Source organism: Brucepastera parasyntrophica (assembly GCF_022376835.1).
Taxonomy (GTDB): domain Bacteria; phylum Spirochaetota; class Spirochaetia; order Treponematales; family Treponemataceae; genus Brucepastera; species Brucepastera parasyntrophica.
Map to the genome: position 1 here is coordinate 2119923 of NZ_CP084606.1, position 20502 is coordinate 2140424.

20 protein-coding genes and 2 pseudogenes are annotated in these 20502 nt (G+C 46.0%); 15 read left to right on the plus strand and 7 right to left on the minus strand.

What is annotated here, in order from left to right; all coding sequences use genetic code 11:
• Window position 1 precedes the first annotated feature (1 nt).
• Genes K7I13_RS10020 through K7I13_RS10040 form a run of 5 tightly spaced genes read left to right on the plus strand, consistent with a single transcriptional unit; the run spans window position 2 to window position 4416 of the window.
• Window positions 2-2134: a SpoIIE family protein phosphatase gene (locus K7I13_RS10020; protein ID WP_255945215.1), complete on the plus strand. Its 2133-nt coding sequence runs from the start codon at window positions 2-4 to the stop codon at window positions 2132-2134.
• Between the two features lie 12 nt (window positions 2135-2146).
• Window positions 2147-2473: an STAS domain-containing protein gene (locus K7I13_RS10025; RefSeq protein WP_255945217.1), complete on the plus strand. Its 327-nt coding sequence runs from the start codon at window positions 2147-2149 to the stop codon at window positions 2471-2473.
• Window positions 2474-2477: 4 nt separating this feature from the next.
• Window positions 2478-2891, plus strand: a complete 414-nt coding sequence (locus tag K7I13_RS10030; RefSeq protein WP_255945219.1) for a hypothetical protein — start codon at window positions 2478-2480, stop codon at window positions 2889-2891.
• Between the two features lie 5 nt (window positions 2892-2896).
• The gene (locus tag K7I13_RS10035; RefSeq protein WP_255945221.1) at window positions 2897-3565 is read left to right on the plus strand and encodes an HAD family hydrolase; all 669 of its coding nucleotides are present in this window, start codon (window positions 2897-2899) and stop codon (window positions 3563-3565) included.
• Window positions 3562-4416: a M15 family metallopeptidase gene (locus tag K7I13_RS10040; protein ID WP_255945223.1), complete on the plus strand. Its 855-nt coding sequence runs from the start codon at window positions 3562-3564 to the stop codon at window positions 4414-4416. The genes K7I13_RS10035 and K7I13_RS10040 overlap by 4 nt, the downstream gene beginning before the upstream one ends.
• 6 nt (window positions 4417-4422) lie before the next feature.
• On the opposite strand, the gene K7I13_RS10045 is transcribed toward K7I13_RS10040, so the two are convergent.
• From K7I13_RS10045 to leuS, 3 genes and pseudogenes are all read right to left on the minus strand, one after another.
• A complete protein-coding gene (locus K7I13_RS10045; protein ID WP_255945225.1) occupies window positions 4423-5364 on the minus strand; it encodes a cation diffusion facilitator family transporter in 942 nt (313 codons plus the stop codon).
• 2 nt (window positions 5365-5366) lie between these two features.
• Window positions 5367-6406, minus strand: a pseudogene (gene ltaE, locus K7I13_RS10050) (low-specificity L-threonine aldolase).
• 77 nt (window positions 6407-6483) lie between these two features.
• Window positions 6484-9059 (minus strand): annotated as a pseudogene (gene leuS, locus K7I13_RS10060) (leucine--tRNA ligase).
• A gap of 375 nt (window positions 9060-9434) precedes the next feature.
• Between leuS and K7I13_RS10065 the strand changes: the two are divergent.
• The 4 genes from K7I13_RS10065 (at window position 9435) to K7I13_RS10080 (ending at window position 11722) form a co-directional block, all read left to right on the plus strand.
• Window positions 9435-9641, plus strand: coding sequence for a hypothetical protein (locus K7I13_RS10065; protein WP_255945228.1), 207 nt, complete (start codon window positions 9435-9437; stop codon window positions 9639-9641).
• Window positions 9642-9697: 56 nt separating this feature from the next.
• Complete coding sequence (locus tag K7I13_RS10070; RefSeq protein ID WP_255945229.1) at window positions 9698-10060, plus strand: hypothetical protein; 363 nt, start codon at window positions 9698-9700, stop codon at window positions 10058-10060.
• Between the two features lie 231 nt (window positions 10061-10291).
• Window positions 10292-10888 carry a TDE1717 family outer membrane beta-barrel protein gene (locus tag K7I13_RS10075; protein ID WP_255945230.1) on the plus strand — a complete coding sequence of 199 codons (597 nt, stop codon included), beginning with the start codon at window positions 10292-10294 and terminating at the stop codon, window positions 10886-10888.
• Between the two features lie 249 nt (window positions 10889-11137).
• On the plus strand, window positions 11138-11722 hold the full coding sequence (locus K7I13_RS10080) for a TDE1717 family outer membrane beta-barrel protein (protein ID WP_255945231.1): 585 nt from the start codon (window positions 11138-11140) through the stop codon (window positions 11720-11722).
• Window positions 11723-11775: 53 nt separating this feature from the next.
• Here K7I13_RS10080 and K7I13_RS10085 read toward each other — a convergent pair whose 3' ends face one another.
• The gene (locus K7I13_RS10085) at window positions 11776-12192 is read right to left on the minus strand and encodes an EamA family transporter (protein WP_255945240.1); all 417 of its coding nucleotides are present in this window, start codon (window positions 12190-12192) and stop codon (window positions 11776-11778) included.
• A 279-nt stretch (window positions 12193-12471) separates the two neighbouring features.
• On the opposite strand from K7I13_RS10085, the gene K7I13_RS10090 reads away from it, so the two are divergent.
• From K7I13_RS10090 to K7I13_RS10115, 6 genes are read left to right on the plus strand one after another with little or no spacing between them, the layout of a single operon-like run.
• Entirely contained in the window at window positions 12472-15009 is a 2538-nt protein-coding gene (locus tag K7I13_RS10090; RefSeq protein ID WP_255945242.1) for a TonB-dependent receptor plug domain-containing protein, read from the plus strand.
• Window positions 15010-15014: 5 nt separating this feature from the next.
• The gene (locus K7I13_RS10095) at window positions 15015-15896 is read left to right on the plus strand and encodes a hypothetical protein (protein WP_255945244.1); all 882 of its coding nucleotides are present in this window, start codon (window positions 15015-15017) and stop codon (window positions 15894-15896) included.
• A 7-nt stretch (window positions 15897-15903) separates the two neighbouring features.
• On the plus strand, window positions 15904-16614 hold the full coding sequence (locus K7I13_RS10100) for a MotA/TolQ/ExbB proton channel family protein (RefSeq protein WP_255945246.1): 711 nt from the start codon (window positions 15904-15906) through the stop codon (window positions 16612-16614).
• A complete protein-coding gene (locus K7I13_RS10105; protein WP_255945248.1) occupies window positions 16604-17005 on the plus strand; it encodes an ExbD/TolR family protein in 402 nt (133 codons plus the stop codon). Before K7I13_RS10100 ends, K7I13_RS10105 begins: the two co-directional genes overlap by 11 nt.
• Window positions 17002-17394 carry an ExbD/TolR family protein gene (locus tag K7I13_RS10110; RefSeq protein WP_255945250.1) on the plus strand — a complete coding sequence of 131 codons (393 nt, stop codon included), beginning with the start codon at window positions 17002-17004 and terminating at the stop codon, window positions 17392-17394. The genes K7I13_RS10105 and K7I13_RS10110 overlap by 4 nt, the downstream gene beginning before the upstream one ends.
• 35 nt (window positions 17395-17429) lie before the next feature.
• Window positions 17430-18047, plus strand: a complete 618-nt coding sequence (locus tag K7I13_RS10115) for an energy transducer TonB (protein WP_255945252.1) — start codon at window positions 17430-17432, stop codon at window positions 18045-18047.
• A gap of 53 nt (window positions 18048-18100) precedes the next feature.
• On the opposite strand, the gene K7I13_RS10120 is transcribed toward K7I13_RS10115, so the two are convergent.
• From K7I13_RS10120 to K7I13_RS10130, 3 genes are read right to left on the minus strand one after another with little or no spacing between them, the layout of a single operon-like run.
• Window positions 18101-18616 (minus strand): hypothetical protein, encoded by a 516-nt coding sequence (locus tag K7I13_RS10120; protein ID WP_255945264.1) that lies wholly within the window; start codon window positions 18614-18616, stop codon window positions 18101-18103.
• 17 nt (window positions 18617-18633) lie between these two features.
• Window positions 18634-19242: a hypothetical protein gene (locus K7I13_RS10125; RefSeq protein WP_255945266.1), complete on the minus strand. Its 609-nt coding sequence runs from the start codon at window positions 19240-19242 to the stop codon at window positions 18634-18636.
• A gap of 1 nt (window position 19243) precedes the next feature.
• Window positions 19244-20176, minus strand: a complete 933-nt coding sequence (locus tag K7I13_RS10130) for a M23 family metallopeptidase (protein WP_255945268.1) — start codon at window positions 20174-20176, stop codon at window positions 19244-19246.
• Window positions 20177-20502: the final 326 nt, after the last annotated feature.

Consider the following 20502-nt stretch of genomic DNA (forward strand, 5'->3'; position numbering starts at 1 on the left):
TATGAGTCTGCTCTTTTTTAATTATATTTTCGCTATTGCGCTCTTCTTCTTTTCCTATTATCTGGATTCTGTTTCAGAACGAAATAATGGAATGTTTACCCTGATAACAATGCTCTCCGCATTTGTTTCCCTGTTTGCCGGGCTTTCGGTGCATTTGCTGTATCTGGGAAATACAACCATCAGTCCGCTTCTTTTCCGTCTCGCGCTGATTTGTCTGGCCGGCGTTTTTGTAACGCTTTTCAGTTTTACCGTTTCAGTCCCATATAATACGCGCCCTACCGTTCTGACCATTTTGAACTGGATTCTGATTCTTTTCTGTGTATATCTTGTTTTTGTTTCCGTCAGGGGCCTTGAACTTTCACCGGAAGGCAGCATAATCATTCATTCAAGGGATTTCTTCGGCCTTATGGACGGATTCCTCCTGTATGCATTGATATATCTTGTAGGCTATCCCGCGCTGACCCTTGTTACCCTGATTATCCGCGCGATAGCAATCAGAAGCCGGATCTACAGGCAGCGGCTTATTTTTCTGGCAGTTTCAGTTATTGCCGGGGTCGCCTCTTCCTATGTTCTGTACTGGCTTTCCACTCAGTTTACCTGGGCTTTCCCCCTTATTCCCTTCGGACTGGCCGTATTGCTGATTGCCGTATACCGGTCTGTTTCAATAACAACCCTGATAGACCGGTCGCAGTTCGCGACATCCCTGGTCAATTTTATTGTTCTGGGCGTTATGTCCAGCCTCCTTGCCGCCATTCTTGTCAGTCTGGCAATCAATTATATTCCGAACGCTGTTGTCGTTTTCTTCCTGCTGGTATTCATAGTGGTTATGATACTGTTGCTGCGGGACCAGGTCGGCAAGGTCCTCAGCAGGTTTGTCCGCGCGGGGAGCGAATACGAGCGGGAACTTGAAGAAGCTCTGGAAAAACTCGATTTTACCCTGAGCCGCGAAAAAATAATTGACTCGGTTGTTTCAACCATAAAGCATTATGTTGACAGTTCAAGCGTTGAAATTTTTGTTTCGGATGACAGCAATAATCTCGTAAGCGCGTATACCGAGTCGGGAGAAAAAAAATCATTCCCTTCCGCCGGAAACAAGGCCCTGAATTTCCTGCTCAGTAAAAATGAATCCATTGTGCTTAAGACGCAGGCCATTACAAGTCATGTGTATGCGGAAGTAAAACCCGATTTGCTGCAGCTTTTTGATATGAGCAACGCCGACGCGTTTATGATGCTCCGTGAAGGACACCATGTTGTCGGAATGATTATGTTCGGTCCGAAAAAACGGGGGTCGGATTATACCGATTATGACTATACTATTCTTTCAAAACTGTATTCGAACTTCTTCCTTGTTATGTACTATCTGAAGAATATCGCGAAAGAATCCATTGTTCTCACGATTGACCGCGAAATAGAGTATTCCGCGCAGGTTATTACCGGTATTCAGGACAATATTGACCGGATCCAGCACCCGAAGGTTGACGCCGATTTTATTACCAGGGCCGCCCGTCAGATCGGGGGGGATTTTATCGACTTTATCAAGCTGACCGATGAAAAATACCTGTATGTAATGGGCGACGTTTCCGGAAAGGGTTTGAACGCTTCAATGTCAATGGTTATCCTCAAAGCCCTGCTCCGGACCATGCTCGCGGAAACAACCGATTTCAAGCAGCTTGTTATCAAGGTTAACGCGTTTGTCCGCAACAACCTGCCCAAGGGAACTTATTTTGCCGGAGTTTTCGGACTCATGGATTTCAGTGAAAATACCATGTATTATATTAACTGCGGCGTTCCGGTCATGTTCCTGTATACCGCCTCCTATAATAACGCGATAGAAATTCAGGGCGACGGAAAAATTCTGGGATTTGTTAAGGATATAGGAAAGTATCTGAAGGTAAAGAAAATTGCCCTGAATCCCGAAGATATCATCCTGATGACTACGGATGGACTGATAGAAGCAACCAACCTCCGGGGCGAGCCGTATGGAAAAGACAGGATCCAGAGGCTGCTTCTCGATAACAGGGGTTATCCGGCAAGCCGTATCGCCAAATTCCAGTGTGACGCCCTGGTCGAATTCGTATCCAGGGAACTTGAAGATGATATTACCGTTCTGGTAATAAAATATTTGAGTAAATAAGGGAGCCTTTGTATGGAGAATCTGACAATAATTGAGAAAAGCGGCCCTAATTATATATTGCTTGAAGTTCACGGAAGAATAAATTCCTATACCTCGGCAGATCTTGAAAAAAGAATGTATGAGGCGATCAAGGAAACAAATCTGGTTCTTGATCTGTCCCAGGTTACGAATATTTCCTCCTCCGGCATCGGAATTATTATCGCGGCATATAATGACAGCGAGGATTTCAAGCATAAACTGTTTATCATGAAGCCTTCGGAAGCTGTGCGCCTTGCCCTTGAATCGACCGGCTTCAGTGAGCTGTTTACCGTAATTTATTCACTTACGGAAGTTATTTAGTTTTTTGCGCGTTCAGAGTAACACCTGTTCGTTTTTCCTGAATAAGGACGCTTCCTCTCTGATTCTGCTGGAGCGGAAAATACTGTCCTGTGAGTTTCTGACTTCTGATGAAAGGACACGGTGCCTGCTAATAGCAAGCGAGTATGTTGATAATATCATATCATACAGTAAACGGAAGTTATTTTTATCAGAGAAAATAAGGGTTTCCCTGAAGAAAATCCCGCCGGTAAAGATTACTATCGCATATGCGACATCAAATTTTGATGAACTGGTGCGTGCTGACAAAAGAACGGGAATGTATTATGATATGGTTTCAGGACATTACCGGGGCATGGGACTGCAAATGTGCAATAATCTTTCGTCACGGATCCTGTATAAGAGCGGCATTATCAAAAGCCGTATAGCAGTTTTTCTTTAATAATTATGCAGTGTGATTCTATTGCTTTTTTTGATGTTGATCATACCATAAGCAGGAGGGCGACCGCCCTTGCTTTTGCGCTTATTTGTATGAAACGTCATTATATTAAATGGTGGTATTTTCTCCTTGTGCCGTTTCTGTATATTTTTTACCGGCTTTTCAGTTTCAAGATTGAAAATCTGTATAGTTTTGCCCTTCCCTTTTTACGCGGTAAAACAAGGGACGAGATAGAAGATATAGGAAAAGAGGCCTTTGAGTTAAAACTCAAAAACGATTTGTATCCCGGAGCTTCCCGCGAAATAGAAAAACTCCGGAGCGAGGGGAAGAGGATCGTTCTTGCAACCTCCACGCCTTTTGAAGCCGTATATCCGCTTGCGCAGTATTACGGAATATCTTCCGAGGATATTATAGCAACGCAGTTTTCATATGTAAACGATGTTTTTACCGGACGTCTTGCCGGAGCGCCGGTATTTTCCCGGATAAAAAGGGATATTATCAATACGTTTGCCCAGCGCGGAAAAATAGATTTGCAGTTTTGCTCTTTTTATACTGACAGTATTCATGATCTTCCGCTGCTGGAAATTGTCGGCGATCCGGTTGCAGCTAACCCGGATTGGCGGCTGCGCAGAATAGCCCGCAGGCGGGGCTGGTCAATAAAGGACTTTTCAAAATGAAAAAAACTGGTATTATGCTTTGCTGTTTTCTGCTGCTTGTTTCTTCCTGCTTTTCAGAAAAAAAGGACGAGGGCGGCTCTTCCGGAAAGGAGGCGGCTGTGGAAGTTTTTTTTGAGGCTCCGGCGTCCATTCCCTCCGGACTAATTGCGTATATAAACGCTAATCAGGCTGAATTCATTTCCGAACTGGAACGGCTCATTGCAAACGATACGGATAATCTGCTCATTCTGGTTGATAAAAAAAACCTGTTGCCGGCTGATTTTGTTCCGCCTGCTCTGGTTCCGCTGAGCGGAAAAGGAACGTCATATACAATAAGCAGGAACGACCTCTCTCTGCGGGCCAATGTTGAAGCCGCGCTGGAGGAAATGGCCGCTGCCGCGCGGAAAGAAGGGATAACACTCCTCGCCAGCTCGACATACCGGTCCTACCAGTATCAGGTCCAGTTATATAACAGATATGTAAGGGAGATGGGGCAGGAAGCCGCGGACCGCGAATCCGCCCGTCCCGGAGCGAGTCAGCACCAGCTTGGAACTGTTGTGGATTTTGGTTCAATCACGCCGGAATTTATCCGGACCCGCGCGGGGCGGTGGCTTGACGCAAATGCCGCCCGCTTTGGCTGGTCCCTGTCTTTTCCCGACGGATATGAAGATGTAACCGGCTATTTATGGGAATGCTGGCATTACCGGTATATAGGTCCGGAGGCCACAGCTTTTCAGCAGAAATGGTTTAACAATATACAGCAATATATGCTCGAATTTATTGATGCATGGAAATCTTTTAAAAAAATTATTCCTGAGACTCTGATTCCGATTTATACTCCTATAAGTTTAGAATCGGAAATGGTCAAATAATTTAGATTATTTGACCATAAAATTCCGGGACGCTATGCCAAACTGTTCCCCGTGTTCGCCTTTTCCCGCGGGTTCTACGTGAACCATAATATCATAAACCTCAGGAATCCGTTCCCGGATGGCCGCTTCCACTGCCTGCGCAATTTCGTGGGCCTTGTAAACGGTCAGGTTCCCGTCTACTTCGATATCAAGATCAATGTCCCAGGCGTTTGCCATTTTCCGGATGCGGGCCCTGTGCGGATTTTTTGCTCCGGGGACTGATTTTACCGCGTCAAAAAGTATCTGGTATTGGTGGTCGTCAGCATTTCCGTCCATGAGTTCAAGGTTCTGTTCCATAAAAATGCCGAGAGCGTTTTTCATTACCCATAATCCCACAAGAAGGGCAATAATGGGATCCAGTATCGGAAGTTTGAAAAGCATTGAGGCCCCGAGACCGACAAAAACAGACGCGGATATAATAATGTCACTGACCATATTTTTCGCGTTGGCTCTCAGAATGGCGCTGTTTGCCTTCTTCCCGTAATGGGACTGGCTTAAGGCGAGCAGAAATTTTCCCGCAATGGAAATTGCCGTAATTATCAGGGCAATGGGTTCCGGCTGGTTCTGGAAATCCCGGTTCCAGAGCTGGGTAACAGAGGTTTTGACGAGCTGAAAACCGGCAATCATGATAATAAATGCCACTATGACGGTCGCAATAGTTTCCGCCCGCTGGTGCCCCCAGGGATGCTTCCGGTCCGAGGGCTGATTCATGATAGCTCCGGCTACCAGAGTAATCAGAGCGATGGCAACATCTGTTGATGAGTCAATTCCGTCTCCCAGAACCGCGAGGCTGTTTGCGAAAATTCCGGTTGCTATCTTCATTGCGGCAAGAACAAGATTGCCGAATAACGCAATGAATGCGGCCCTCCGGACAAGAGTTATTCTGTCCGGAGCTGTATCTTTTTGCATGTTTATTCCTGTGCGTAAAATTCTTTTATAGCCTTTACCGCTGTCAGAATGTGTTCCCGGTCTACCCAATAATGGGTTACCAGCCGGAAGTTGTTGTCCGCGTCACTGTTATTTACAAGGACATTGCGGTCTTTCATAAATTCGACAAAGGCTTCACTGTTTATAGTTTCATTCTGCTCATGATTAAAGAAAACCATATTTATCTGCACATCTTCCGGGTTTATGATTATTCCCGGAATTTCAGCAAGTTTTTCAGCCATAAACTGCGCGTTTTCGTGGTCGGTTTCAAGATAGCGGCGCATATCCTTTAACGCCACGAGTCCCGCCGCCGCAAGAACTCCGGACTGTCTGAGGGCGCCGCCCATTATTTTGCGTTTTCTCCGGGCTTCGTCAATGAATTTATGGGTTCCCGCGAGGATTGAACCGACTGGAGAACATAAGCCTTTGGAAAGGCAGAACATAACCGAATCAACATACTGCGTTATGTCTTTTGCCTGCACATGCAGCGCGGTCGCCGCATTAAAAAGGCGGGCGCCGTCGAGATGTATGGGAACATGATAGCGGTCCGCTCCCCGGCGGATATTTTCCATAACAGAAAGAGGAATTACCTTTCCGTTTGAATGGGCGTTTTCAAGACAGATCAGGCTGGTTTTCGGCTGGTGCATATCATCTTCGGTCCGTATATATTTTTTAATGCGGTCAAAGGATATCATTTCATTTCCGAAGTCAATCGTTCTTGTCTGTACCCCGGCAATAACGCCGGCCGCCCCCGCTTCATGCTGTATTATATGGCAGCTGTCATCGAGTATTATTTCGGACCCTCGGGGCAATGGGTGAAAAGGGCAAGCTGATTCCCGAATGTTCCGGAGGGAACAAACAGGGCGGCTTCCTTTGCGGTCAGGCTGGCGGCATATGCCTCCAGTTCAATTACGGTAGGATCGTCACCGTAAACATCATCGCCCACAACAGCATTTGCCATTGCGTCGCGCATTTCCTTTGTGGGCCAGGTTACCGTATCGCTTCTTAAATCTATGTATTTCATATGTTTACTAATGTAATACAAACTGAAATCGAGTACAAGAACTTTTTCCCTGAAAAGTATTATTCCGGGGCAAGTCTTTACACAACAATGTTAACCAGCTTTCCCGGAACGACAATTATCTTTTTCGGTGTTTTTCCGTCAATAAATTTGATTGCGCCGGGCATGGTCAGGGCCTTTTTTTCAAGTTCGTCCCTGCCGGTGTCGACCGGAGCTTCAAATTTATCTCTTATTTTTCCGTTTACCTGGACAACTACGGTATAGATGTTATCTTCACACAGGTCTTCATTGTAAACCGGCCAGGGGACATAGGTTATTGTTTCCGTGCTGCCGAGTTTTTCCCAGAGTTCTTCCCCCAGATGGGGCGCATAGGGGGATAAAAGCTTGATAAATTCCGCCCAGACAGCCTTCGGGAAAGAGTCATATTTGGAAAGTTCATTCGTAAAAATCATCATCTGGCTGATTGCGGTGTTGAAATTCAGGGAAGCGGTATCTTCCGTGACTTTTTTTATTGTCTTGTGCAGGAGTCTGGAAATTTCTTCGGCCTGTGGGGTCGATACGTCTTCTGTTGAACTGTCCGTCATCTGTTTTTCGGCAAGGACCCATACCCGTTCAAGAAAACGGCTGATCCCCACCAGACCATGGGTATTCCAGGGTTTGGAAACTTCAAGCGGACCCATAAACATTTCATATAACCGCGCGGCATCCGCGCCGTATTCACTGATAATATCGTCGGGGTTTATGACATTTTTCAGGCTCTTGGACATTTTGGCGATAACCCGTTCCAGTTTTTCGCCCGTGGCTGTTTCTTCATATTCATCGGTTTTCCCCGGAATCTCACGGACCTCGTCCATCGGCACAAGGGTTTTATTTTTCCGCTGAAAGGCAAATGACGTTATCAGTCCCTGGTTAATGAGCCGTGTAAAGGGTTCGTTGGTATTGACCAGGCCGAGATCAAATAAAACCTTATGCCAGAAGCGGGAATACAGGAGGTGGAGAACCGCGTGCTCCGCGCCTCCTACATAGAGATCAACAGGCATCCAGTAATTTATTTTGTCCGGCGCGGCAAATTCCTTCGGGTTTTTGGGATCAAGATACCGCAGATAATACCAGCATGAGCCTGCCCACTGGGGCATTGTATTAGTTTCCCGCTTGGCCGGTCCTCCGCATTTCGGGCAGGTAGTATTTACCCAGTCGTCAATTCCTGCAAGAGGGCTCTCTCCCGTTCCTGTCGGCTGGTAACGCTCAACTTCGGGCAGGCGGAGCGGCAGGTCTTTTTCGTCCATCGGGACAACACCGCAGTTTTCGCAGTGAATGAGAGGGATAGGTTCCCCCAGTAACGCTGCCGGCTGAAAATCCAGTCCCTCAGTTTGTAATTTACCGCCCGTTTTCCGATGCCTTTTGCTTCGAGCCAGCCGGTAATTCTTTTTTTGAATTCAGCGGTTTCGAGGCCGGTAAATTCTCCTGAATTAACTGCATACCCGTCCGCCGCCGTACATTCTTCCGTAACCGCGGAATAATCCCCGTTTTTCCCTTTCTTTTCCCATTCTTCCTTTGAAGCCACTACCTGGATGACCGGCAGGCCGAATTTCTGCGCAAAGGCCCAGTCCCGGTCATCATGGGCGGGAACCGCCATAATAGCGCCGGTCCCATAGGAAATCAGAATATAGTCGGACACCCAAACAGGGATTTTTACGCCGTTTACCGGGTTGATTGCATACGCTCCGGTAAAAACGCCTGTTTTATCCTTTGCCAGATCAGTCCGTTCCAGATCGCTTTTTTTTGCAGCTTCATTAATATAGGTTTCAACCGCGTTTTTCCGGTCCGGGGTTGTTATTTTCGTTACAAGCGGATGTTCCGGGGCCAGAACCATATAGGTTGCCCCGAAAAGGGTATCCGGACGTGTGGTATAAATAAGCAGATCTTCATTTTCAGTGCCGGCTATTTTAAATGTTACATCAGCCCCCTCACTTTTGCCTATCCAGTTCCGCTGCATTGACTTGACCGATTCCGGCCAGTCGAGGTCTTCGAGGTCATTGAGAAGCCGTTCCGCATATTTCGTAATTTTCAGAATCCATTGCCGGATGTTTTTCCGCTCCACCTGGGTCCCGCACCGGTCGCATTTGCCTTCTTTTACTTCCTCATTGGCGAGGCCGGTTTTGCAGCTCGGACACCAGTTAATAGGTGTTTCAGCCTCATAGGCGAGGCCCTGCTTGAACAGCTGCAGGAAAATCCACTGGGTCCAGTGATAGTAATTCTCGTCACAGGTTGAAATTTCCCTGTCCCAGTCATAGGAAAAGCCGAAAGCTTTTATCTGTTCCCGGAATTTGTCTATATTTTTCTGGGTAGTTATACGGGGATGCGTCCCTGTCTTTATTGCGTAATTTTCCGCCGGAAGGCCGAATGAATCAAAGCCCATCGGATGAAGAACCGCATAGCCGTTCATCCTGAGATAACGGGAAAAGATATCGGTTGCCGTGTATCCTTCCGGGTGTCCGACGTGGAGTCCTGCTGCCGAGGGATAGGGGAACATATCGAGAACATATTGCCGTTTTTCCTTCGGAATTGAAGGATCTTCAATTGTCTTGAATGTTTTATTGTCATCCCAGAATTTCTGCCACTTTGGTTCGATTGTCTCAAAGGGATATTTAGCCATTGTTCCGCTCCTTTGCCGCCGGACTTTTTTTCACATTCGGAGTATTATGTATACTCAGGATATATGTTACAGAAACAGCATATCTCCGTCTGTTTCAGGCGGGATATGCCGATGATTTCATTCTATAAAAATAATTGTTCTTATACAAGAATGGGAATTTTCCTGTTTATCCGGAATGGTCAGGAATTGTTATGGTCTATTCAGGGTCCGGGGCAATATTTTCTCCCCGAAGACCTTCAAATAGTGTATAATAAAATACCACGCTGCTTTGCAGCGGGGTATAAACCTCCGCCACGAATAAAATTCTGCGGAATTTTTCGGAAGACGGCAGGAAAAAAAAACCGTATATTTACAAACAGGGACGGAAGATACACAATGAAAAAAATTACTATAGCGATACTGCTTCTCCTTATAACAATACAGGCTTCATTTGCCATTGAACTGCGGGCTGGCCTCGGAGGCAGTTTTTCAATGGAAATGACAAAGATCAGGACGGAAATTCCTTCCCTTGCCGATACTATCGAATATTCCGCGGTTTCTTTCGGGTTTCACGGTTTTTTGATGCGCAGTATGCGGAACTGACTGTCAATTTTCTTTTTTACCGTTCCGGTGATTTCTGGTATGACAAGGCCACAGGAATGAATTTCGGGCTGTATGGAAAATATCCGTTCAATCTTGGCGCAGTGACAATTTTTCCGCTTTTTGGCGCTGAAGTCCAGTGGTATATATCAAGCGATACGGATTGGCGTACGGCAAGCTGGCTTCCCGGTTATTCCTACAAGGACTCTGATTTAAGCGCCCTGTGGGTCAAGTTCGGCGTGGGCTCTGATTTTTCCGTATCCGGAAAAGTATTCCTGCGCGTAAGCCTTCTGTACGGATTCCGGCTCTATAACAGCCTGGAAGAAGACCTTGCCAATTATGCCGATAAAAACGATTATTCCGAGAGTATTTTTTCTTCGGGCCCTGATCTGAAATTCGCTGTCGGATTCCGGTTTCTGTAAAAAATATACCGGCAGGAAATATATGTATCCATTGGTTTGAAAAAGATAAAAATCCCGAAAAAAGAACGATTTTCTTTGTTTTTCTGTGTATTATGCGCTACAATAAGACAGAACACCGTTTACATTCTTGAACGGAGTTTTTGTTTTCTGCTTTCTTAAGCAAAAAACATCACACCTGTAAAAAAGTGATTTTATGATAAATCACTAAACAAAAGGTTTTTGGAGGTCACAATGAAAAAAATTATTGCAGTGTTGGCTTGCGCGGTTCTGATGATTTCCGGGACGTTCGCAATCGGTTTGAGCGCCGGGTTGGGCGGCCAGTTTGATTTTGGGTTTGTTTCTACCGAGACAGAACTTTTGGGCGCAACATCGAAGGACAGTGATTCCAGCAGTATTCTGGGTTTCTATGGTTTCATCGATGCTACCTATGTGGAAGTAGATATCGGTATGCTCTTTGACAAGGATGATGACCTTGACTCATCCCTGACAATATTGAATCTTGCCCTGTATGGAAAATATCCTTTCAAGTTAGGCATGATTTCCCTGTATCCTATGCTTGGTATCGACTATCAGATATGTGTAGCTATGGACCCCGAGCCAATAGGAGTGGATAAGGCTGATTTAAATAACCTGTGGTTTAAACTTGGCGGCGGTCTTGATATCAATTTCGGCCGGCTGTTCGTACGGGGTAATGCGTTATTTGGCATAAAACTGCATAATAAGTTTGAAAAAGACCTGATAGATTTAATGGATACATCAGTTTCCTCTCTCAGTATCTTTACAACCGGACTGGATTTAAGGCTCGCAATCGGCTACAGGTTCCTGTAAGAGTACTTATTAAGCAATAAAAAACGCCGTACTGTTTGTCTTTACGGCGTTTTTATTTTAAAATCATGACAAAGCCCTTCTGTAAATTTAATTTATTAGTTTGTTTTTTTGTATATAGTGCGCTACAATACTAGTGGAGATTCTGTTTCCCGGTGAATATTTTTTTCTTTCCGCTTTATAAGGCAAAAATATCACGCGCATAATAAAGTGATTTTATGATAAATCACTAAAAAAGTTTTGGGGGTTGTAATGAAAAAGCTTGCTGCAGTATTGATGTGCGCGGTTCTGATGGTTTCAGGGACTTTCGCAATTGGTTTGAGCGCCGGATTGGGAGGTCAGTTTGATCTCACATTCTTATCGGAAGAACTTGGCAGTGACAAGGAAACATATGCCGGAAGTTATTTTGGCGCATACGGGTTTGTTGATTTAACCTATCTGGAATTTGATATCGGTGTTCTTTTCGGCAGTACCGATTTCTATACTCTTGATTTTACTTTTATGAATCTTGGACTGTATGCCAAATATCCGTTTAAACTGGGATTTATCACGCTGGCTCCGATGATTGGTATTGATTACCAGATAACCCTTGCTCTCGATCCCGAGCCATACGGATACAGTAAAGCTGATTTCAATACATTATGGGTTAAACTTGGCGCGCAGCTGGATATTAATCTGGGTCGGTTATTTATACGGGGCACCGCTCTGTTCGGCATAGAGACAAAAAATGTGATCGAAAGTGATCTTCTGGATTATGCTTCCCTTTTGGGAGTGGACTACGGCATATTCAAATCCGGACTGGATTTCAAGGCGGCGATCGGCTACAGGTTCCTGTAAGATTCTGTTATAAACGCCATGAAGAACTGTTCGGGCTTTTCCGGGCGGTTCTTTTATTTTAAAATCATGACAAAAGTTCCCGCCGTAATAAGAATGCAGCCTATAACCGTTTTCAGGGTAATGGCTTCATGCAGAAAAATAAAAGCCAGCACAATAGTAATCACAATGCTGAATTTATCGATAGGCACCACTTTTGAAACGTCGCCGATCTGGATTGCCCGGTAATAGCAGAGCCAGGAAAGGCCTGTGGCAATGCCTGACAGTACCAGAAAAAGCAGACTCCTCCCCGATATATTCCTGATTTCAGTCTGGACGCCTGAAATGAATACAATTCCCCAGGCCATAACCAGCACAACGACTGTTCTGATTGCGGTAGCCAGGTTTGAATTTATATCGCCGATACCTACTTTGGCAAGAATTGACGTAAGCGCTGCGAACACGGCTGAAAGAACTGCATATACTGCCCACATATAAGTCTCCGGGATTAATGATAGCCGGAATACACTCCCTGTTCTGGAAATATTCCGGGTGTTAAAAAACATCTTTATACTATTTATCGTTTATATTTTCCGCTTTCTTTAATGGGAAGGACTCCCCGGGAAATAACACGTTTTGTTGAATATAACACAAAGATTAAGTTGAGTTTAACCGGAGTTTATGGTATACCGGTCATAGTGCCGCCTGTTATTTTGTACATGAAAACGCGCCTGGCTGTTTATTCTGCCTTCCCGTATGGGTGAATAATGAATATGAAAAATAAGGTAATCCGGATAGTTTTTTTTCTCCTGTCGTTCACGCTTTTCGGGCGGGAAGTGAAAATTTCCGTTGCAGACAAAGATCTGGATTTGCCCCTTGAAGGCGCAGTGATTCATTCCTGGGATGGAGAAATATATTTTTGTGATGATTTTGGTGAAGCGGTCATTACCGTCCCCGATGGCCGGCAGGTCACGCTGCAGGTGACCTATCCCGGTTATGAAACAGGAAGGTTCGCCGTTCCTCTTGCCGGGGAAGAATTTACCATACGTTTAAGTCTTGGCGGAATTATGGAAGGGAAAGAGCTTGTCATCGAAGCGCAAAAGCCCGGAGAAAGTGAAACGAGGCCCGGACGCAGTGTGGCGATTTCCGGAGAAACGCTGGAAAGAACCGCCAAAATAGGTTTTATCGAAGATGTAATGACATCGATAAAACTGCTCCCCGGAGTTGGCTATACCAGTATGTTTAACGCCATGCCTTCAATCAGGGGCGGCGATCCCGGCGACCTTATGGCGGTGTATGACGGTTTTTATATTGAAAATCCCTATTATTGGGGAGGGAGCCTTTCCATCTTCGATCCGAACATGATTTCAAGCGCCCAGCTCTCTCATGGTATTTTTTCCGTCCGTTACGGGCACAGCATTTCAGGCATACTTGAAGTTACTTCCAAGAAGGCCAACACCGAAATGACTGAACTGGAACTTGGTATTTCGACAAGCGCGGTAAACCTGAACGCGTCCATTCCGGTGAATAAAAAAGGCGGTTTTATGGTCATGGGCAGGGTGACCTTCTGGGACCCCTTTGTCTGGGCAGTACAGGGACTTGCAGATGTTACCGGCAATGAAACCCTTGCCCTTGTAAAAGCTGTTACCACGGCGCCGTACATCAGAAGCGCCGCGGTGAATTTCAATTATCAATTTACCCCCGATCTTGAACTCAGAATTAACAGTTTTATCGGCACCGACGGCGTAGGCGCAGATTATGCCAACGAAAATGATAATTCCGAAGTTCAGAGCAAACTGCACATGCTTTTTGACTGGGACAATTTGCAGACCTTTTTAAATGCCGGCCTTACATACACGCCCCGGCCGGATATGGTTCTGCGGGCAACCGCCGGCGCCGGTTACAGCCGTTCTCTGCTTGACGGTCTTTTTGATTACGATTATGTCAGGATTTATAATCCTGACGGAACATTAAAGTACGAAATCCCCGGCGATTATCTTGATATGGACCTTAATCTGGTTGACCATGTTGTTAATGTGCAGGGACGCGTTGATTTTGACTGGGACCTGGGCAGGGGATTTCTTCTTGCCGCGGGCATACAGGAATTATACCGCAGCCAGTCAGCGGAACAGGACGGACTCTTTTTTATTGAGCGGCGAATTACCGGCGGTACCGGAATTCCCGGGGTTGACTACATGCAGTATCCCCTGCAGATGGAGATTACCGCGGGCAATAGCATGCTCACTTCCTCGGCCTATGGCCTTGTCGAATACACAAGTCCGGCCCGGCGTTTTGGCGCCGAGCTTGGTCTGCGCCTGGACCATCTGTACTTTGCGGGAGACGGCTTTGATATTCAGACTAAGCCGGTACTGAATCCCAGGCTGAACCTTGATTTTAATGTTTTCAAGAATAAGGGCATAATTCAGTCCCTGGACATTACCGCCGGGTCCGGACTTTTTTCATCGGTGAATGACGCAGTTTCCTCAATTGAAATTAACAGCGGGGTGGATGATTTTACGCTTACACCCAACCGTTCGTGGACAAGCATCATCGGAGCAAAGATTGATTTCGCGGGCGGCTGGAGTTTTAATATTGAGGGCTATTATAAATATGTTTTTGACCGGGCATATCAGTATACATATACAACCGACACCGTTAATTCAGAGCTGGTGTACCGTTTTGACGGTGACGGCATTGTATGGGGATTTGACGCGATGCTCCAGAAATTCGACAGCCGATATTTTGACGGCTGGGTTTCCTATACCTTTACCTGGGCGAAGTACCATGAAAGTGAACGGCCCGGCGGGACGCTTTCATCTTCCGGCACAACACAGCTTGTTGATTCCGGCTGGTATTATCCGAGCTTTCACCGTTTTCACAATATCAATCTGGTGCTGAATATCAAACCGCTGCGTAATTTCAATATCTATACACGCCTCGGTTTGGCTTCAGGACGGCCTTTAAACAAAACGGGGGAAATTTATTCCTATCAGGTTCAGCTGGTCGATAAAGACGGAAATCCGGGGACGGTTATTACCAAATACCGCCGCGATTCATCATACGACGACAATAACCGTACCACCTGGTCAATCCCGCTCGATGTCAAACTATCCTGGTATCTGTTTAATCCGAAGAACAAGGTACAGACTGAAATCTATCTTGCCGCGGAAAATCTGCTTTCGCTGGTGTATCGCCCCCAGGGGAACACCACGTTCAATCAGTATACCGGTACCGAAGATACGGGCAGCCAGAGCGCGAGTTATGAATTGCCGATCCCGATGATATCTTTCGGATTCAAATGGAGTTATTGAGTAAAATGAAACAGAAGTATATGCGATGGAAACAGTTTCCGTTTTTTGTTTTGCTTATAAGCGGTGTTTTTATATCAGCCGGATGCTCGACCCTTGTCGAGAAGTCGGGTGAGGTTCTGGACGGATCGGCTTTTGACGAGAAAACGACGGCCATCTACCGTTCCGGAGAGAAAGGTTCCCGGTCCGACATGCGGATTATACGGGAGAAGGAGACGGACAGGGAATTGCTTGTCATGACATCGGAGGCCTTTCCCGGTCTTGAATTGTACAGCACTGTTCCCGTTCCGGGATATTCGCTAGACGCCGCTGAAATTGAGTTCATCAGGGCGCGGATACTTTCCTCCCATGTGTATGGGTGGAATGAATTTTCGCTGGACCTTTTCGGGACAGCCCACTGTATCCTCAGGGGATATTACGCTTCGCTGGAAATAGACGCGCCTCCGGAACGCATACAGGTCAGCGAAGGCATGATCAGATTGAAAAGCCGCCGCTTAACCGGCGGCGAGGCCCTTACTTCACTGAGGAACCGCAGGGAACGTATCCTTGCCCTTGCGGAATGGATGGAAGACAGCGAATGGGGAGGCAGTACTTTTTCTTCGCAAAAAGAGTTTGAGAATTACTGGAAGCCTATCCTGTTTCCTGAACTGGTAAAGAAAAAAGAACGGCCTCAGGTATACAGTACAGAAAATGCGCAATGGATACGGACGGACAGTATCAGATGGAATAAAACATACACGGAATTCCTTTTTCCCGAAGAGTTGTGGGAACTGCGTAATTCAGGAGCCTTGCTCAGGGATTGGGAAGAAGCGGTAACATGGATATTTTATGAATGTCATTGGGATTCAATAATTGCGTCCCTTAATGGCATCAGATTAACATTGAGGTAGTTTAGTTATGGAAGGAACATCATCATTCGCGCTTTTGGAACTCTTTCAGCTGGGCGGCATCTTCATGTGGCCTCTTCTGGCCTTTTCGGTCGCCACTGTGGCAATTGCCCTGGAACGGATAATCTATCTGGGAAGACACAATCTCAGGATTGATGATCTGAAGCTGGAAACCGAAAAATACATACGGTCAGGCAGATTCGCAGAGGCTGGGGAATTTCTTGAAAAACAGACTGACAAACGGATGGGCGCGAGGGTCCTTTTCGCGCTTGTTTCCAATGCGGATCTTCCCGAATACGAGCTGGCCGAAAAAGCCGCCGAGGCCGAGGCCGGGGAATGTATCGCTTCTCTGGAAAATGGTTTTAATTATCTTACTGCCCTTGGTTCACTGTCTCCTCTTACAGGTTTTCTCGGAACCGTCTCGGGGATGATAGGAGCCTTCCGTTCCATTGCCGAGGCCGAGGATGTAAGCGCTCAGATCGTTGCAAACGGTATTTATGAAGCCCTTATTACCACCGTTTTCGGCCTCTGCATTGCTATTGTTGCCATGATAGCCCATTCTCTTTTTTCCGGCGCAGTGGACAAGTTCGCCGGAAATATTGAAAAGGCCTGTTCCGATCTTATTATTGATATCGCTAAATTCCGTCACTACGGCAAAACAGAAGAATCTCCGGCGCCGCAGAGTGAACCGGTTCCGGTAGATGAGCAAAATGAAAATTAAACGGCGTAAAAGATTAAGTTTCAGTGAGACCAGCGCCTCCAGTGATGTAGCGTTTCTGCTTATCATTTATTTTCTGGTTATTGCAGGCTTTAATGTCAATTTCGGTTTTCTCTTAACGCTCCCGGCAAAGGATTCCACCAGGATGATTCTGAAAGACGATCTTATGCGCTTTGACATGGATGAGTCGGGTTTTATCTCATATGAAGGCGGCCTGCTGAGCCTCGGTGATGCGGAAACAATAATCCGTTCCGCGGTGAACCGGCATCCTAATCTGGCAGTTGTCCTGTCCATTGATTCGGAAGCCCCGTGGCAGGAGGTGGTTTCCTTTGTGGAACTGGCGCAAAAACTGGAGGTTGATTCATTTTCCTTTAATATGAAGGGCAGTATATGAAAATAAAGAAACGAAGATCGGATTTTCTTATTCCGACAAACTCGATGTCCGATGTAGCATTTCTGCTTCTTATTTTTATCATGCTGGTTTCGCTGATCAATTACAGAAGAGAAGTAAAGATTGAATATCCTGAAGCGGAACTGGCAAAGAAAACAAGCGCCGAGAAAAACCTTGAAATCTGGATAGACCGTGGAGGCAATCTTTACCTGAACGGAATTGCAAGCAATCTGGATGCCATTGAGGCCGGGATAATAACCGCGTACCAGGAAGCGCCGGATACCCGGGTTCATGTTATCGCTGACCGGGGAACACCCTTCCGGAATGTAAACAAGGTGCTTGATATTCTGCAGATTCTTCAGTACCGGGTCGTAAGTTTTGTTGTTAAATAAGGCCGGCTTCAGGGTAAAAAAAGAGAGTATGTCATATGATTGAAAAAGAAAAAAATAATATTACCAGGCTTGTCTCTTTTATCATAGTTGCGGCGCTGCATTTGATAGTCATTTTTTCCCTTGTTTTTACCATTAATCAGGAACCCGCCCGGGAAACGGAAATAGCCGGTGTAATGAAAATGGTCGATATCCGCGAAGCCCCGCCTCCGCCGCCCCTCCGGGAAACGCCGCCTCCGGAAACCCTTTCCAATACCGTTGAAGCGGTGGCTTCAACTATGATCGCCACTGAAGAACCGCCTCCGGAAACAGTTACATCATCCGTCCCTCATGTCCTTCACGAGGTTGTTGATTTCCTTCCAATGAGCAAAATATCGGTGCTTCCGGTTTTCCCTGAGGATGAAATAAGGAGGGCCACTGTATATCCGCCCATTGCCCTCCGTTCCGGTATAGAAGGAACAGTATATCTTGAGCTTTTTGTTGACCGTGACGGCAATATCCGCGATATCAAAATACTCAAGGAAACCCCTGAAAACCGGGGTTTCGGCGAGGCCGCGGTAAACGCTTTCAGGGGAGTGAAGGGGAAGCCCGCGGAATCAAACGGCCAGCCCGTGGCCGTCCGCTACCGCTATCCTGTCAGATTCAAGATCAGCTGAAAGGAGAGTTTTGCTTGTTCTTCAGCAAACTCTCAATCGTACTATAAACCTGCTTATTCTTTTTCCGGTTCCATAACATGGCAAATAACAGCATTAGAATCTAAACTTACTGGTATTTTATTTAACAACTCCGACCCATTTAATTTATACAGATCAATCTGTCCTTCTTTTTTGGAACCAAATAAAAACATTGTCTCTACCCAAATTTTATTGCCATCTATCCGGTGAATGACTATATCATAATCCGTACCCTCACGGTCAAAGAAAACAGTTATCCGGATGATATTCCCGGTTTGTTCTATTTTACGGATTTCAAACCGTCCCATCCCTCCAATTTCAACATAAGGTATGGGAGCAATTAAATCAAATATAACAGAACTATTATTTCCTACTTGGGCTTTTCCCCAAGAGAATTCTCGTTCAATGGTCTTAACTTCTGGATAAATATCCCATACTCCAATTAGAAAAGAATAGTCAGATGTTATTTCTTTAACTTCTTTCTTTCCGGAAGCGCTGATGCCGTTTACCGCAAAAATTAACATGCAGCAAAGTATACATAGCTTTTTCATGGCGGCACCCCCTTGTTTTATACTCCGGAATCTGCAAAAAGACCGATCTGGAAACATTTCTTTGAATCATAATCACAATAAAAATGTATGGCAAATGTGTACTCATTTTTGAATGGTTCGCTGCCGATCAGTTTCTCGTTCTGAGTTGCATAGGCCACATGAAATACATCCCCTTCCGCTCTTTTTCGCACCGACGTCATATATGTCATTCTTCCGTAACAGGCTAAAATATCCTCAACGGTACATTCTCCCGGAGATAACTTATCCAGGGAAACATAATAGGCAGATCTGGTAAGCGTGATGTCAAATATTTGAGGGAACCCTTTTCGATATGAAAAAGTAATACCGCTGTTATAGCTTATTTTTACAGGGTTATATTTATCCTTGTTTTCGGGAAAGGTGTTATAATATTCTATTGTATCAGGTTCCCCCAACTGTGCGACAACCTCATCCGCTGTCATCCACAGGCGGAACTCATGCCCTTCGCCGTCATAAACAGTTAGCTGGTCAATAAATGGAAATCGCATGCTGCTTCCAGACCGCCGCTGAACAGGTTCGATTGCGGCGATTCTGCCGAGACATACCGCAAGAAGTACAAGAAAAACAATCTTTTTTTTGATATTCAAATTATAGTCCTCCGAATAATAATGAGGTCGGATCATCAATTCCCTGATCATTAAAGCTCCCGTTACCATTCGCGTCATATGAAAAATGCAGATGCGGTCCTGTGCTATAGCCTGTACTGCCAACGGTAGCTATCTGTTGTCCGGCAAGAACGGCGGAGCCTGCCTCCGCTGATACGGTATCACAATGAGCATAGCGGGTGCTTGTTCCGTTTGCGTGCTGGACCACAACGTAATTTCCGAGGGCTTCACTATATCCAACATCCGTAACCACTCCATCGCCTACAGTATTAATACGGGTCCCCTGATCTGCGGCCAAATCCATACCATTGTGGTAGTTGCTATAATTGATACCTGCGTCTGGAATTGCGTCACGGTTGCCATAATCACTGCTCATGATATGGCTGTCGTCATATCCCAACCCAAGGGGCCAGGCAATACCATTTATGACTACCGCATATTCAGTGACTACCGGGGTATTGTCCGCTTCTCCGGCCGCATCGCCACCCTGTACAGTTCCGTCGCCGGTGCCCCCCTGCGTCAGTCCATCAGATGTCTCACCGTTTCCTCCCTGGTCTATCCAACCGGTCTGTGGATCATAGCCCGCAGGCACACCATAGCCGCTCTGGTTCCCGGCAGCTCCCGGATATACGTAGTCCTCAAGCCCGCCCGTCAGCGGGCAATACCCTGCAGGCGCGGAACTTGCGGTCGTCACCACCGGAGTGCTGCTTTTTGATCCTCCTCCGCTTGAGCCGCTGTACCCGCTTGATGATACAGTCACTGTTCCTCCGCCGATATTCGAGCTTGACGAATATTTTCCTCCGCCGGAACTCGATGAATATCCGCCATTTACCGCAAGCAGATCTTCCAGCTCAAGTTCTCCGTAGTGTTCGATAAACGATTCCATTTCCACAATTTTTTTAAGCAGCATTTTCATTATTGGTCTTCCTTTTTTGGGTTATCCATACCCCCGAAACATACCTTCACCCTGAAGGCTTTTTCATCATGCATACCTGTTTGTGATACCAGTATATCAATGCGATACATTACGGATGATGTTCAGTGGAGTATGAACGTATAGAACACGGCCTGCGCGATGGCTGCCAGCGTGCCTTTTGATGTAAAACATATATATTTTATTCAGCATTTTTATACTGGAGAAAGTATAAAAACTATCCTCAAAACCTGTCAAGTGCGTTCATATAATCTTGAGGTATTTTTTTATCCGGCAAATTACGGTCAGGATATATACTGTCATGCGTA